The sequence below is a fragment of the Bradyrhizobium sp. HKCCYLS20291 genome (assembly GCF_051167715.1).
In the GTDB taxonomy this organism is placed as follows: domain Bacteria; phylum Pseudomonadota; class Alphaproteobacteria; order Rhizobiales; family Xanthobacteraceae; genus Bradyrhizobium.
Window position 1 is genome coordinate 110,987 of record NZ_JBNPTO010000012.1, and the last position, 14,054, is coordinate 125,040.

Sequence of the window (14,054 nt, forward strand, 5' to 3'; positions counted from 1 at the left end):
GCGTGGGAGGAATGAGGTCGTGTTTCTCGGACTGGATGTCGGCACATCCGGCGTGAAGGCCGTGCTGGAGGACGAGACGGGTGCGCTGGTCGCAAGCGCCTCGCGTCCGCTGTCGCTGTCGCACCCGCAGCCGCTGTGGTCCGAGCAGAATCCGGATCACTGGGTCGAGGCTGCGATCGGTGCCGTCGATGACCTCGCCCGCGATCACCAGCGCGAAACGGCCGCTGTCAGCGGCATCGGCCTGTCCGGCCAGATGCATGGCGCGACCTTGCTCGGCCGTGACGGCCGGCCGCTGCGGCCGGCGATCCTGTGGAACGACGGCCGCTCGCAGGACGAATGCGCCGAGCTCGAGCGGCGCTGTCCCGAGCTGCATGCGATCGCCGGCAATCTGGCGATGCCCGGCTTCACCGCGCCGAAGCTCGCCTGGGTCGCGAAGCACGAGCCGGACATCTTCGCCCAGGTGGCAAAGGTGCTGCTGCCGAAGGCCTATGTGCGCTATCGGCTGTCCGGCGAGATGGTCGAGGACATGTCGGACGCCGCCGGCACCTTGTGGCTCGACGTCGGCGCGCGGCGCTGGTCGGAGACGCTGCTGGAGGCGACCGGCCTTGGTCTTGGTCACATGCCGTGGCTGGTCGAAGGCAATGCGCCGAGCGCGGTGCTCTCTCCAGAGCTGGCGCGGCGCTGGGGCATGGGCGGCAAGGTGGTGATCGCCGGCGGCGCCGGCGACAATGCGGCGAGCGCGATCGGGCTCGGTGCGATCACGCCGGGCGATGCCTTTCTGTCGCTGGGCACGTCGGGCGTGCTGTTTCGCGTCACCGACCGGTTCGCGCCGGCGCCGGAATCCGCCGTGCACGCGTTCTGTCATGCGCTCGGCGGCCTCTGGCATCAGATGGGCGTGATGCTGTCGGCGGCGGCCTCGCTGTCGTGGCTGGCGCGCATTCTGCAGACGCCGGAAGCCGCGCTGCTCGCGCCGCTCGGAGCAAGTGTCGATCGTCCAAGCCCGGTGCAGTTCCTGCCCTATCTCGATGGTGAGCGCACGCCGCACAATGATGCGCATGCCGACGGCGCCTTCGTCGGGCTGCGCAGTGCCGCGTCGCGCGACGATCTCGTGCAGGCCGTGCTGGAAGGCGTCGCGTTCGCCGCGCGCGATATGCTCCGTGCGCTTGGCCGCAGTCCGCATGAGATCACCGAGCTCGATCTCGTCGGCGGCGGCTCGCGCTCGGCCTTGTGGGCGCAGATCATGGCCGACGTGCTCGGCGTGATCGTGCATCGCGTCGAAGAGGGGGAGGTCGGCGCCGCGATCGGCGCTGCACGGCTCGGCCGCCTCGCCGCGACCGGCGCATCACCCGAAGATGTCTGCCGCAAGCCGCAACGGCTCAAGAGTTTCGAACCGCGCACCGCGCAGCGCGCCGGCTATGACGCAGCCTATGCGCATTGGCGCAAGCTCTATCCTGCTCTCAAGGAGTGACCATCGTGAACGTCCAGGCTTCCTTCTTCCAGACCGGCGCAACCGTCAGCTATGGCGGCCCCGAGTCGCGCAGCCCGCTGTCGTTCCGCTGGTACGACAAGGACCGGGTCATCAGGGGCAAGCGCATGGAAGATCATCTGCGCTTCGCGGTCTGCTATTGGCATTCGTTCTGCTGGCCGGGCTCCGATCCGTTCGGCGGTGAGACCTTCCTGCGGCCCTGGCAGCATGGCGACGACGCGCTCGCGATGGCGCGCGCCAAGGCCGATGTGGCGTTCGAACTGTTCCGCCTGCTCGACGTGCCGTTCTTCACCTTCCATGACGTCGACGCCGCGCCGGAGGGCGCGACGCTGAAGGAGTCCGTCGCCAACCTCAACGCCATCGGCGACCTGTTCGAGCAGAAGATGGCCTCCGCCAAGGTGCGGCTGTTGTGGGGCACCGCCAACCTGTTCTCGCATCGCCGCTACATGGCTGGCGCCGCGACCAATCCCGATCCGGACGTCTTCACCTATGCCGCGGGGCAGGTGCGCGCCGCGCTCGAAGTGACGCATCGTCTGGGCGGCGCCAACTACGTGCTGTGGGGCGGCCGCGAGGGTTACGAGACCCTGCTCAATACCGACATGAAGCGCGAGCTCGACCAGCTCGGCCGCTTCGTCTCGCTGGTGGTCGAGCACAAGCACAAGATCGGCTTCAAGGGCCCGCTGCTGATCGAGCCGAAGCCGAAGGAGCCGACCAAGCACCAGTATGATTTCGACGTCGCGACCTGCTACGGCTTCCTGAAGCGCTACGACCTGCTGGACGACGTCAAGCTCAACATCGAGCAGAATCATGCGATCCTCGCCGGGCATTCGTTCCAGCACGAGATCATGCTGGCGCAGGCGCTCGGCGTGTTCGGCTCTCTCGACATCAATCGCGGCGACGATCTGCTCGGTTGGGACACGGATCAGTTCGCGATGAACGTGCCGGAGCTGGCGCTGGCGTTCCATGATATGCTGAGGGGCGGCGGCTTCACCACCGGCGGGCTGAACTTCGACGCCAAGATCCGGCGGCAGTCGATCGATCCGGACGATCTGCTGCACGCCCATGTCGGCTCGATGGATGCGTGCGCACGGGCGCTGATCGCCGCCGATGCCATGCTGGAGGAGGGCGCGCTGACCGCGCCGCTCGCACAACGTTACGCCGGCTGGGATGGCCAGGAAGGGCAGGCGATCCTCGCCGGCCGCCGCTCGCTCGCCGAGCTCGCCGACCGCGCCGTCAGCACCGGCCTCGATCCGCAGCCGCGCTCCGGCCGGCAGGAATATCTGGAAAGCGTGGTAAACCGTTATGTCTGACGACAGCAGCCTGCGCCTATCGACCAACGAGAGTGGGGGAGCAGCCATGAGCACGGCGGCGGCCGGTGAGCCGGTTCTCGAATTGAAAGGCCTCGGCAAGCAGTTCGGCGCGATCCGCGCGCTGCACGGCGTGGACCTGTCGATCGGTGCCGGCGAGGTCGTCGGCCTGATGGGCGACAACGGCGCCGGCAAGTCGACCTTGGTGAGGATTATCGCCGGCAACTTTCCGCCGAGCCAGGGATCGATCCATTTCTGCGGTCGTGAGGTGCATTTCCATCGCCCGATGGATTCGCGCAGCGTCGGCATCGAGGTCGTCTATCAGGACCTCGCGCTGGCCAACAATCTCACCGCCGCCGCCAACGTGTTTCTCGGTCGCGAGCTCAGGCGCAATTTCGGGCCGCTCAGGCTGCTCGACCACAAGGGCATGGAGGCGCGGGCGCTGGAACTGTTCCGCGAGCTGCGCTCGGAGACGCGGCCGCACGATCTCGTCAAGGACATGTCGGGCGGCCAGCGCCAGGCGGTCGCGATCGCGCGCACCCGTCTCTCCAACGCCAAGCTCGTGATGATGGACGAGCCGACGGCCGCCATCTCGGTCCGCCAGGTCGAGCAGGTCCTGAGCCTGATCCATCGCCTGAAGGAGCAGGGCATCGCCGTGATCTTGATCTCGCACCGCATGCCGGACATCTTTGCGGTGTGTGATCGCGTCGTGGTCATGCGGCGCGGCGAGAAGAAGGCGGACAAGCCGGTCAACGACACCAACCCGGACGAGGTCACCGCCCTGATCACCGGCGCCAAGGAGGCTGCGTAATGTCTGTTCCGTCGGAGACCCCCGTCCCGGGCAGCGAGGTGACCTTCACCAACGTCGGTGCCATCCGATGGTGGCATCGCGGCGTGTTCGCCTCGCAGACGGCCTATGTGACCCTGGCGCTGGTTGCGCTCATCATCCTGATGAGCTTCGCCAGCCCCTATTTCCTGACCGAAGGCAATCTGCAGAACGTCGCCAAGAACTTCTCCTTCATCGCCATCGCCACGCTCGGCATCACCTTCGTGATCATCACCGGCGGCATCGACCTCTCGGTCGGCTCGCTGATGTGCTTCGCGGCGATGATCACCTCGATGGTGATGGTGGCGCTGTCGACCCCCGGTACGCCGCTGTCGTCGCTGTTCGTGCATCTCGCGGCCGACGGCAAGACCGTGGTCGCCAACGTGCCCGGCCTGATCCTGCTCGTCTCGGTGCTGGCGGGGCTCGCCGTGTCCGTGCTCGTCGGGCTCGTCAACGGCATGTGCATCGCGCTGCTCGGCCTGTCGCCGTTCGTGACCACGCTCGGCATGCTGTCGATCGTGCGCGGCCTCGCTTACGTGATCTCCAACGGCCGGGGCAGCTTTCCCGGCGGTCCGGACGCCGACTACTTCTACGCGCTCACCTCGGGCGACGTTTATGGCGTGCCTGCGCCGTTCATCTATCTGATCGCGCTGGCGCTGGTGATGGCCTTGGTCCTGCATCACACCGCGTTCGGCCGCCATGTGTTCGCAATGGGCGGCAACGAGAAGGCCGCGGAACTGACCGGCATCTCGGTGACGCGCGTCAAGATCGAGGTCTACGTGATCGGCGCGGTCGCCGCCGGCCTGCAGGGCATCATCATCTCCGGCTGGCTCGGCTCGGCGCCGGCCAACATGGCGACGTCCTACGAGCTCAACGTGATCGCGGCGGCCGTGATCGGTGGCGCCAATCTGGCCGGCGGCATCGGCGGCCCGCTCGGCGCCATCGTCGGCTGCGTGCTGCTCGAGGTCATCAGGAACGGGCTGGTGCTGGCGCAGGTCAACTCCTACTGGCAGCAGACGCTGGTCGGCGTGATCATCATCGCCGCCGTGCTGGTCGATCGCATCCGCGCAAGGCTGTTGTAACGAAGGCTGTTGTGACGTGACGAGATACTGGCCGGGATGTGACTGATCAGGTCTATCCGCGCCCGGCACAGACAATCATTTCGGATAGACATCGAGGAGGGAAACCATGAAAAAGTTGCTGTTTGCGGTCGCATCGCTTGCGATCCTGGTGGGCCCGGCGCATGCCGAGACCAAATACCGCTTCGCCGTCGTGCCGAAGGCGATGAACAACCCGTTCTTCGACGTCGCACGCGACGGCTGCATGAAGCGGGCCAAGGAGCTCGGCAATGTCGAGTGCATCTACAAGGGCCCGATCGAGCACGAGCCCGCCACCCAGGCGCAGATCATCCAGGACTTCATCACCCAGAAGGTCGACGGCCTCGCGATCTCGGTGGCCGACGTCGCCGCGATGACCAAGTCGATCGAAGCGGCGGCTGCGGCCGGCATCCCCGTCATCACCTTCGACGCGGACGCGCCGGGCTCCAAGCGGCTCGCCTATATCGGCACCAACAACAAGGACTTCGGCCTGGCGCTCGGCAAGCAGCTGCGCGAGCTTCGGCCGGACGGCGGCAAGTACGCCATGGTCTCGGGCGGCCCGGGCGCCAAGAACCTTGCTGAGCGTGTCGACGGCGTCCGTGAGGCCCTGAAGGGCTCGAAGTGGACGGAAGTCGCGGGCTCGCCGACCTTCTGCAACGACGATTCCGCACTCGCCGTGCAGCAGATGACCGACCTGCGCACCGCGACGCCGGATCTCGCCGCGATCGTTCCGGTCGGCGGCTGGCCGATGTTCGCGCCCGAAGGCTACAAGGCCTTCGTCAACAAGAACAAGAAGGACATCGACGCCGGCAAGCTCACGCTGGTCGTCGCCGATACCTTGAAGATGCAGCTCGAACTGCTGCGCGACGGCTACTCCAACGCGCTCACCGGCCAGCGCCCGTTCGAGATGGGCGAGAAGTCGATGGACGCGCTGCTCGCGATCAAGAAGGGCGAGAAGGTGCCTGAAGTGATCTACACCGGCCTCGACCTCGTGACCAAGGACAACGTCGCGAAGCTCCTGAACTGAGTTCCTCCCGGGGAAAGACTGGCGGTTCGGCATCCGGCTTTGGCCGGCGGCCGAGCCGCCTTTTTTGTTTGGGGCAACCGAAGGCACGGCGTGTGGCGCTCCCGCGCGCCATCCACGTCAGACGCGGCGGTCTTCATGCTCCGCTGTCATCGTCCGCCCCCGGGTCTCGCCTCCGGCGAGCCCGAGGACAGGCTCCGGCGGACGATCCAGTATTCCAGAGACGGCATTGATTGATCGAGAGGCCGCGGCGTACTGGATCATCCGCCTGCGCGGATGATGACAGTAGTGATTGGGTCTGCTGCCTGCATCCAATTGACATCAGCTGATATCTGACCTAAGTCAGACATCATGCTCGATCCCATCTCCCGCGTCCGTCGCTTCAATCGCGCCGTCACCACGGAGGTCGGCGCGCTCGACACCTCGTTCCTGGGGCGCGGCCGGCCGCTCGGCGCCGCGCGCGTGCTCAACGCGATCGGCCACGGCTGCAGCGACGTCGCCGAACTCCGTGACTATCTCGCGTTGGATTCCGGGCTGATGAGCCGGTTGCTGCGCAGCCTGGAGGAGGAGGGGCTGGTGACGACCCGGCCGCATCCCGACGATGCGCGCCGCCGCATCGCCCGGCTCACTGCCGCCGGCCGGCGCGAGTTCGAAGCGTATGAGACGCTGTCGAATGCGCAGGCCGAGGCGATGCTGGCGCGTTCGAGCCGGCCCGAGGCGCTGCTCGCGGCGATGGACATGGTCGCGGCCGCGCTTGCCCGGGATCGCATCAGCATCGACGAGGTCGATCCGCGCGGTGAGCCGGCGCGCCATTGTCTCGGTGAATATTACGCCGAGCTGTCGCGGCGCTTCGCGCGCGGCTTCGACGTGACGCTGTCGCGCGATCCCGACGCGCTGGACATGATGGCCCCGCGCGGCGCCTTCTTCGTCGCGCTGTCCGACGGCCTGCCGCTCGGCTGCGCCGGGCTGAAGGGCCATGGCGGCGATGTGGCCGAGATCAAGCGCCTCTGGGTCGCCCCCGCCGCGCGCGGCCTCGGCCTTGGCCGCCGGCTGATGGACGCGGCCGAGGACGCCGCGCGAAAACTTGCGATCACGACGCTCCGGCTCGACACCAACAGCGCGCTCGGCGAGGCCCGGCAGCTCTACCGCAGGACCGGCTGGACCGAGATCGAGCGCTTCAACGACGACCCGTATCCGGACCTGTTCTTCGAGAAGCGATTGTCGTCATGACGATAGCTGGGTTCATGATGTCGTCAGCGCGACCTTCATGCTCTGCGCCTCGAACACGCTCCTGCCATCCGCCAGCACGCGGCCGTCGGCCAGGCCGAGCACGAGGCGGCCGCGCTTGACCTGGCGCAGGTCGACCTCATAGCGCACGCATTTCACCTGTGGCGTGATCTCGCCCGTGAAGCTCACCTCGCCGACACCGGTGGCGCGGCCCTTGCCGGGCGAGCCAGACCAGCCGAGCCAATAGCCGACCATCTGCCACATCGCGTCGAGGCCGAGGCAGCCCGGCATCACGGGATCGCCGCGAAACAGGCAATCGAAGAACCAGAGCTTCGGCGTGATGTCCAACTCGGCGACGATCCGCCCCTTGCCGTAGCGGCCGCCGTCGCGGCTCAGCTCGGTGATGCGATCCATCATCAGCATCGGCGGCGCCGGCAGTTGCGCATTGCCGGGCCCGAAATAGCCGCCTTCGCTGGAGCGGAGCAGATCCTCCTTGGAGTAGCAGGCTTGCGGCACGTGAAAATCGCGCGGATTGGCCAAGGCGTCAGCTCCGTGTCAGCAGTGGACGCCGACGGGTGAACGGCATCTGGCAGCGGCCCGTCATACAGGATGGGAATGCGGCGCGGGCGTTTCAAGCTGATGCCGTCAAATCACCAAGCGGACGGCGTCCCGTCGAGGCCGGCGCGCACGCGGCGCGCGTCAGACCGGAGCACCGACGCGGTGATCGCCGCGATCTGTGAGGGTGTGGGCCCGGCGGTCAAGTTCTGCTATTCTGATCCTGTTAGACCGCGGCGCTTTCGCATTCGACGATCCAGGCTCGAGTCCGACTTGCTCCACACCGTCATGGCCGGGACGGAGCCCGGGCATGGAGGTGGCGCAGCGGAACGAGACAGATCCTCACATGCGATGACCTGCAGGGACCGGATCAGTATCCATGTATGTCGTTGCCGAGGGCGTGAAGCAGGATCCGGTTCGGCGCTGGGCGTTGCCGGAGCGCGTCTTCTTTGCTTGTGGCGCCTGCCACATCCTTGCCTTCGCCTTTCTCGATGCGTATCCGGACGCTGGCTTCGCTCCGGTGTGGATCAAGCCGGCAAGCGGGTTCACTGGCAATCACATCGTCGTCGTTCGCGGCGAGGTCGCCTTCGACTATCACGGCTATTCCCATTGGCGGCGCCTGCGCGGTCACATCGAGGCGAAAGCGAACCGATGGTGGCCGGGCTGGTCCGCACAGCTGGTCGAACTGCCCAAGGATGTCCTGATCTCAGAGTCCAAGTCGCGTTCCTACGACGGCCTCTGGTTGCGCGAGCCGCAGCAGTTCCTGCATGACGCCCTGCCGAGGGCACGACGATTCCTGGGCCGGTTTCCGCCTCCGTCAGGCTGATCGGCGCTGCATGCTGGCGCCGTTCCGACATGCTTCCGCCTTGTTCCGTTCAGGAAACGCGTTCCGGCATGTGCGATCGGCATGTCCATGCGCGCGTCTGCCTCACTTCACCCCAAGACATGATCGAGCGTATAAATGCGTGGCAGAAGCGACGCGTGGGCCGGAACGGCATTGAACCAGGACAGGGCATGGTGACACGATTCACGGCGGCTCAGAGCATTGCAGCGCTACGGCGCCGGGGACACGCGCTGCTGACCGTCTCGGTCCTGGCTGCGGCAATGGCCGGCTGTTCCGCGGCCGAGGCCCGGCAGGCGCGGCCGGCGGCGGTGACCGAGGCGACCGCGCCGCGGGCGCATGGCGAGCCGATCATGGCGATCGTGTCGATCAAGGCCCAGAAGGTCACCTTCTATGATTCCGAGGGCTGGATCTGGCGGGCGCCGGTGTCGACCGGCGTTTCGGGACGGGAGACGCCGGCGGGCGTGTTCGCCATCATCGAGAAGGACAAGGACCATCACTCGACGCTGTATGACGATGCCTGGATGCCGAACATGCAGCGCATCACCTGGAACGGCGTCGCGCTGCATGGCGGTCCGCTGCCCGGCTATGCCGCCTCGCATGGCTGTGTACGCATGCCCTATGGCTTCGCCGAAAAGCTGTTCGACCGGACCTGGATCGGCATGCGCGTGATCATCGCGCCGGAGGACGTGGCTCCGGTGGATTTCTCCCATCCCGCGCTGTTCGTACCGAACGCGCAGGCGGTCGCGACGGTGCCAGCGCGCGCCACTAGCCTTGGCCGTGAGGCCGAGGATGCCGCGCAGGCGGCCGCGCAGACCAAGACGGCGGCGGCCGCGGCGGAGCGCGAGGCCAAATCGTTGAAGGCCACGCTACGCAAGCTGGAGCAGGCCAAGGCCCGCGCCGACGCCGAGCTGAAGCAGGCCGAACGGAAGCTCGCCGCCGCCAAGACCGATCAGGCCAAGACCCAGCTCGAGGACCTGCGCCAGAAGGCTGCGACCCAGGCGGCCGATGCCGCCACGCAGCTCGATTCAGCCAAGACCGATGCGACCGGCAAGCTTGCGGCCGCCGCGATCGCCAAGGATGCCGCCAAGGCGGCCGCCGCGAAGAAGACCGACGCGGCCAGGGCCGCGACCGATGCCAAGCTCGCGACCGAGCCGGTGTCGGTCTACATCAGCCGCTCGACCCAGATGGTCTATGTCAGGCGCAACACCCACAAGCCGGCGCGCGACGGCGGCGGCGAGGAGTTCGATACGTCGATCGAGTCGCCGGTCACGATCCGCGATCCCGACCGGCCGATCGGCACCCATGTGTTCACGGCGGTGGCGCAAACCGGCGCCGGCCTGCGCTGGACCGCCGTCACGATCGATGGCAGCGACAGCGCCAAGGACGCGCTCGACCGCGTGACGATTCCGAAGGAGGTGCTCGACCGCATCGCGCCGACCGCGGTGGCGCGCTCATCGATCATCGTCTCGGACGAGCCGCTGTCGAGCGAGACCAATTATCGCACCGAGTTCGTCGCCGTGCTGAGCAATCAGCCGCAGGGCGGCTTCATCACGCGCCGGCCGACGGCGGATGTGAGCGTCGCGAGTGGCGATGCGTTTGATGATGGGTTTGGCAACAACTTCTTCCAGCGCAGCTGGGATGGCCAGCCCGTCGCGCCGCGGCGGCGCGCGCCGCCGACCTATTTCCGGCCGGTGCAGCCGAGCTGGTGGTAGCCAGCCGGGCTGGTGGTCATGGCAAGCCGCCTCAGGTCAGGTGCAAGCGATCTCTGAAGCGGCGGCTCGAACGATCAGTTCCGGCCCGCGGGCACCACGCCCGGCCACTGCATCATGAACGGCTGCGCCATCTGCGGCTCGGTTTCGGCCGCGCGGGCCACGCGCCGGACGCGATGCTTGTGCGTGCGGCCGATCGAGCTGGTCGCGTCGCGGGCCAGCTCGATGCGCGCGATCTGCTGGCGGATCTCGCCTGCGTTCGTGCGGAGCTGCTCGATCCCGATTTCGCTGGTCGCCGCGCTTGCGCGCAGCCCGCTCAACTCGGCTGACGTATCCTCCTGGGCCGAGCGGAGGCGAATGGTCTGCCGCTTCAGCAGGGCGATGTCGGACTCGATCTTGTCGGCCGCATCGCGCTGGAGCGATGCGCTCTCGCTCGACGCCGTGCGCAGCGTGGCGAGGCCGGTTTCGGTGCTGGTGAGGCTGGCGCGCAGCTGGATCAGCTCGCCGGACGTGTCGTTCTGCCGCTCGCGCAGCCGGGCGGTCTCCGTCTTCAGCTGGTTGAGCTCCGAGGTCAGCACCGCGACGCGGCTCTCGAGCGAAGGCGAGGCGTCGGCGAAGGACAGGCTCTTGGCCCCGCCGCTGGTCCACCACATCGCACCGGCGCTCGCAGCGAGCGCGAGGCTCAGGACGACTCGTAGTGAGGCCGTGCCGCTGCTCGGCGAGGCATCCGGCGTCTTGGTGGGTTTGCGCATCGATCAGGTCTCCGGGATTCGATTGAGCCCATTATGTCCATATTAAGGTTGCCAATGTTCTAAGCGCGCGGCGCAGGCGGCGCATTTCGTCCACGTAGTTTTGCGGGGCGCGCGTGCGGTCGCGACGCACAGCTACGAAGTTGGACGCCGAACGTCATCGCACCATCGTTCTCGCACCCTTGAGTTGTGAGTGCGGCTTGGCTTGCCGAGCGCCATGCATGAATGCGCCGAATTGTTTCGAACGCGAGCCGTGGCGCAGCACCGGAGATCCACGGAAAAACACTTCGCGCCTGTTCAGGATCATGCTCTAACGCGTGCATGTCCAACACACCTCCGACCGTTCCAACGCCGGCCTTCGATGACCTCGCCGAGGCGATCAGACATCGCCGCTCGGTCTATGGCCATATCAGCGGGCTCAGAATGGACCGCTTCGCGCCCGGCGAGGCCTGGTCGACCCTGCCGTATCGTCCGGTGTTCGTCGGCGACAGCGACACCGGCGTGATCCACGGCGGCGTCGTCACCGCGATGCTCGACGAAAGCTGCGGCATGGCGGTGCAGCTCGCGCTGGACGGCAGCCGCGCCATCGCCACGCTCGATCTGCGCATCGACTATCAGAAGCCCGCGACGCCCGGTCTCGACATCAAGGCGCATGCGGTGTGCTTCCGCGTCACGCGCTCGATCGCCTTCGTGCGCGCGACCGCCTATCAGGACGAGGAGGGCGAGCCGGTCGCGACCGCAACCGCATGCTTCATGATCGGCGCCAACCGCACCAACATGTTGACCGATCGCCCGGCCTTCGACGGGCCGGCGCCGTCGCTCGACGCGCCCGACGATGCGACGGGGCTGTTTGCCAGCAGCCCGTTCGCGCGCTGCCTCGGCATTCGCCTCGCCGACGACGGCACGCTGACGATGCCGTTCTCGCACAAGATCATCGGCAATCCGGTGCTGCCGGCGATCCATGGCGGCATGACCGGCGCGTTCCTGGAAACCGCGGCCATCGTCACCGTCATGCGCGAGCTCGGCGTGCCTGCGCCGAAGCCGATCGGTCTCACCATCAACTATCTGCGCTCGGGCCGTGCGCTCGACAGCATCGCCTCCGCATCGATCGTCAAGCAGGGCCGCCGTGTCGTCGCCTTCGAGGCGCGCGCCTGGCAGGACGATGCGACCAAGCCGATCGCGACCGCCTTCGGTCATTTCATGCTGCGGCAGGCGCCGGGGCAGGAGCAGGACTGAGGCTGACGGATCGCGGCGCTGCGCCTCTCGATCACGGCTTGCGCAGGATCTTGTCGATCGCCTTGCCCTTCGCGAGCTCGTCGATCAGCTTGTCGAGATAGCGGATCTCGCGCATCGTCGGCTCCTCGACATCCTCCACGCGGACGCCGCAGATGACGCCCTTGATCAGGGATCGCGACGGATTCGGAGCGGGCGCCTGCGCAAAGAAGGTCTCGAAATCCGTCCGCCGCTCCAGCTCGGTCTCGAGCTGCTTCTGGTCATATCCCGTCAGCCAACGGATGATCTGATCGACCTCGGCCTTGGTGCGGCCCTTCTTCTCGCCCTTCGCGACATAGAGTGGATACACGCTAGCGACGCTCGTGGTGTAGATGCGGTGCTTGGCCATCAACGCTTCCTCTCCCGACGGTCGTAACACGCGGCAGCCTCATCGTGCACGCCGGAACCTAGCCGGCGACGAACATCGGAAACGACACGCCGAGCGACCACGCCAGGATCAGGCCGAGGCCGATGCCCTCCGCCAGCGGCGAGCAGGTCCGCCGGCCGACGCAGCCGCCGATCAGCCCGAACACGATGAAGAACAGCACGATCACCGGGATGATGATCAAGAGAAAGAACAGCCGCTTGAGGTCGAGCGCGACGGCGCCGCCGAGCGAGGCCAGGAAGGCCGTCCGCAGCCACAAGGTCCGCCACAGCGCGGCGTGGCCGCCCTGGTTGGCGATGCTGTCGGCCAGCATGTAGGGCACGGCGCCGACGGCGATCGCCGCGATGATCGGCAGCCGCGCCGCAATCGGCATGAACGATGCGACATAGCGATCGAGCGCGCCACCGAAACCGGCGATGCCGTAGAGCGCGAGCGCCAGCGCGGCGATCCATGCGATGCGGCCGAAGCGGGCGCCCTGCAGGCGCAGCAGCGCCAGCGACAATGCCCCGTAGACGAACAGATGCACGGCGAGATAGTCCGCGACCAGCACAGGCAGGAAGCGCGTGTCGACGAACCTCAACACGATCGGCGTTAGCACCGCCGGCACCAGCGTCGCGATCGCAAATGGGCGCAGCGCCAGCGCGGGCGGCGGAGAAGTACCCTTCGGCAGCAGCTGCGCCAACGGCCAGGCGAGAGCGACGATGCCTGCGAGCAGCAGCGCGATCGCGCCGCCGGTCGCGGCCACCGGGTCAGAGCTCGTCCGCCCGAACATGCGGTCGAGCCAGTCGCGCGCCTCGCGCAGCGCCGTCGTCGAATACAGCACGCTGACATGCTCGACGCCCGGAGCGACGACGGCGCGGCGACCGCCGCTGTCAGCGGGATCGCCGATCGTATCGCCCTCACGTGCCGCGGGATCTGCGAGCTTCAGATTGCGCAGTCCATCGCGGCGCAGTGCCGTCTCCCATTCGCCTGAAATGATCAAGAGGTTGCGCGGCGCGGTGGCCGTGACCGCTTCGGAAAACATCGAGATCGCGACCGTCGCCGAGATGCGCGGATCGGACGCGGCCTGGCGGACGATGATGTCGGAGGCCATCGAATGCCCGAGCAGGGCGACCCGTCCATCGCTTCCCGGCAAGGACACAGCAGCATCAGTGACACGGCCGATCTCGCTCATCAGCTTGCGCGTCGTGCCGTCGACGCGGGTGACGTCGCCGGACATCGGCGTGGGATTGCGGCCGTGCCCTTCGAAATCGAACGAGACGGCCACATAGCCCGCCTGCGCCAGGGTCAACGCATAGGCCTCCATGAGCTGGCGCGAGCCCGCGAAGCCGTGGGCAATGACGACCACGGGAGCTGTCGCCGCGCCATCGCGGCGATAGACGGTGATCGGGGTCGTGCCGGCCTGCAGCGCTGTGATCGTCAGACCCGCGCGCGCGGCCTCGAGCCGCCAGATCCCTGCGATGCAGAGCGCGAGCGCGGCCATCGTTGCGGCCAGCAGGGCGGCGCCGCGTCTGCTGAATGCCATTGTTCGGCGCGGCGCGATCCCGCGTTCCATGAGCTTGCTCCGTCTCGG

At 67.3% G+C, this 14,054-nt stretch carries 13 protein-coding genes; 9 read left to right on the top strand and 4 right to left on the bottom strand.

Annotation, left to right across the window (positions count from 1 at the left end; genetic code table 11):
- Nucleotides 1–19: 19 nt before the first annotated feature.
- From xylB to ACQR07_RS24520, 6 genes are all read left to right on the top strand, one after another.
- Nucleotides 20–1,468, top strand: a complete 1,449-nt coding sequence (xylB, locus tag ACQR07_RS24495; RefSeq protein ID WP_434904688.1) for a xylulokinase — start codon at nucleotides 20–22, stop codon at nucleotides 1,466–1,468.
- Between the two features lie 5 nt (nucleotides 1,469–1,473).
- Nucleotides 1,474–2,796 carry a xylose isomerase gene (xylA, locus tag ACQR07_RS24500; RefSeq protein WP_434904689.1) on the top strand — a complete coding sequence of 441 codons (1,323 nt, stop codon included), beginning with the start codon at nucleotides 1,474–1,476 and terminating at the stop codon, nucleotides 2,794–2,796.
- 46 nt (nucleotides 2,797–2,842) lie between these two features.
- The gene (locus tag ACQR07_RS24505) at nucleotides 2,843–3,604 is read left to right on the top strand and encodes an ATP-binding cassette domain-containing protein (RefSeq protein WP_434904690.1); all 762 of its coding nucleotides are present in this window, start codon (nucleotides 2,843–2,845) and stop codon (nucleotides 3,602–3,604) included.
- Nucleotides 3,604–4,701 (top strand): ABC transporter permease, encoded by a 1,098-nt coding sequence (locus ACQR07_RS24510; protein WP_434868112.1) that lies wholly within the window; start codon nucleotides 3,604–3,606, stop codon nucleotides 4,699–4,701. The genes ACQR07_RS24505 and ACQR07_RS24510 overlap by 1 nt, the downstream gene beginning before the upstream one ends.
- Before the next feature lie 106 nt (nucleotides 4,702–4,807).
- Nucleotides 4,808–5,743 carry a sugar-binding protein gene (locus ACQR07_RS24515; protein ID WP_434904691.1) on the top strand — a complete coding sequence of 312 codons (936 nt, stop codon included), beginning with the start codon at nucleotides 4,808–4,810 and terminating at the stop codon, nucleotides 5,741–5,743.
- A gap of 348 nt (nucleotides 5,744–6,091) precedes the next feature.
- Nucleotides 6,092–6,970: a bifunctional helix-turn-helix transcriptional regulator/GNAT family N-acetyltransferase gene (locus ACQR07_RS24520; RefSeq protein WP_434904692.1), complete on the top strand. Its 879-nt coding sequence runs from the start codon at nucleotides 6,092–6,094 to the stop codon at nucleotides 6,968–6,970.
- Between the two features lie 12 nt (nucleotides 6,971–6,982).
- Here ACQR07_RS24520 and fabA read toward each other — a convergent pair whose 3' ends face one another.
- Nucleotides 6,983–7,507, bottom strand: a complete 525-nt coding sequence (gene fabA / locus ACQR07_RS24525; protein ID WP_434904693.1) for a bifunctional 3-hydroxydecanoyl-ACP dehydratase/trans-2-decenoyl-ACP isomerase — start codon at nucleotides 7,505–7,507, stop codon at nucleotides 6,983–6,985.
- 394 nt (nucleotides 7,508–7,901) lie between these two features.
- On the opposite strand from fabA, the gene ACQR07_RS24530 reads away from it, so the two are divergent.
- Together ACQR07_RS24530 and ACQR07_RS24535 are read left to right on the top strand one after the other, a co-directional pair.
- Nucleotides 7,902–8,348, top strand: a complete 447-nt coding sequence (locus tag ACQR07_RS24530; RefSeq protein ID WP_434904694.1) for a hypothetical protein — start codon at nucleotides 7,902–7,904, stop codon at nucleotides 8,346–8,348.
- 188 nt (nucleotides 8,349–8,536) lie between these two features.
- The gene (locus ACQR07_RS24535; protein ID WP_434904695.1) at nucleotides 8,537–10,078 is read left to right on the top strand and encodes a L,D-transpeptidase; all 1,542 of its coding nucleotides are present in this window, start codon (nucleotides 8,537–8,539) and stop codon (nucleotides 10,076–10,078) included.
- A gap of 74 nt (nucleotides 10,079–10,152) precedes the next feature.
- Here ACQR07_RS24535 and ACQR07_RS24540 read toward each other — a convergent pair whose 3' ends face one another.
- Entirely contained in the window at nucleotides 10,153–10,827 is a 675-nt protein-coding gene (locus ACQR07_RS24540) for a hypothetical protein (RefSeq protein WP_434904696.1), read from the bottom strand.
- A 318-nt stretch (nucleotides 10,828–11,145) separates the two neighbouring features.
- Between ACQR07_RS24540 and ACQR07_RS24545 the strand changes: the two genes are divergently transcribed.
- Entirely contained in the window at nucleotides 11,146–12,060 is a 915-nt protein-coding gene (locus ACQR07_RS24545) for a PaaI family thioesterase (RefSeq protein WP_434904697.1), read from the top strand.
- A 31-nt stretch (nucleotides 12,061–12,091) separates the two neighbouring features.
- Here the strand turns inward: ACQR07_RS24545 and ACQR07_RS24550 are convergent, their stop codons facing one another.
- Both ACQR07_RS24550 and ACQR07_RS24555 read right to left on the bottom strand, forming a co-directional pair.
- On the bottom strand, nucleotides 12,092–12,445 hold the full coding sequence (locus tag ACQR07_RS24550) for a DUF2200 domain-containing protein (protein WP_434904698.1): 354 nt from the start codon (nucleotides 12,443–12,445) through the stop codon (nucleotides 12,092–12,094).
- Between the two features lie 58 nt (nucleotides 12,446–12,503).
- Nucleotides 12,504–14,006, bottom strand: coding sequence for an alpha/beta hydrolase (locus tag ACQR07_RS24555; RefSeq protein ID WP_434904699.1), 1,503 nt, complete (start codon nucleotides 14,004–14,006; stop codon nucleotides 12,504–12,506).
- Between the last annotated feature and the right edge of the window lie 48 nt (nucleotides 14,007–14,054).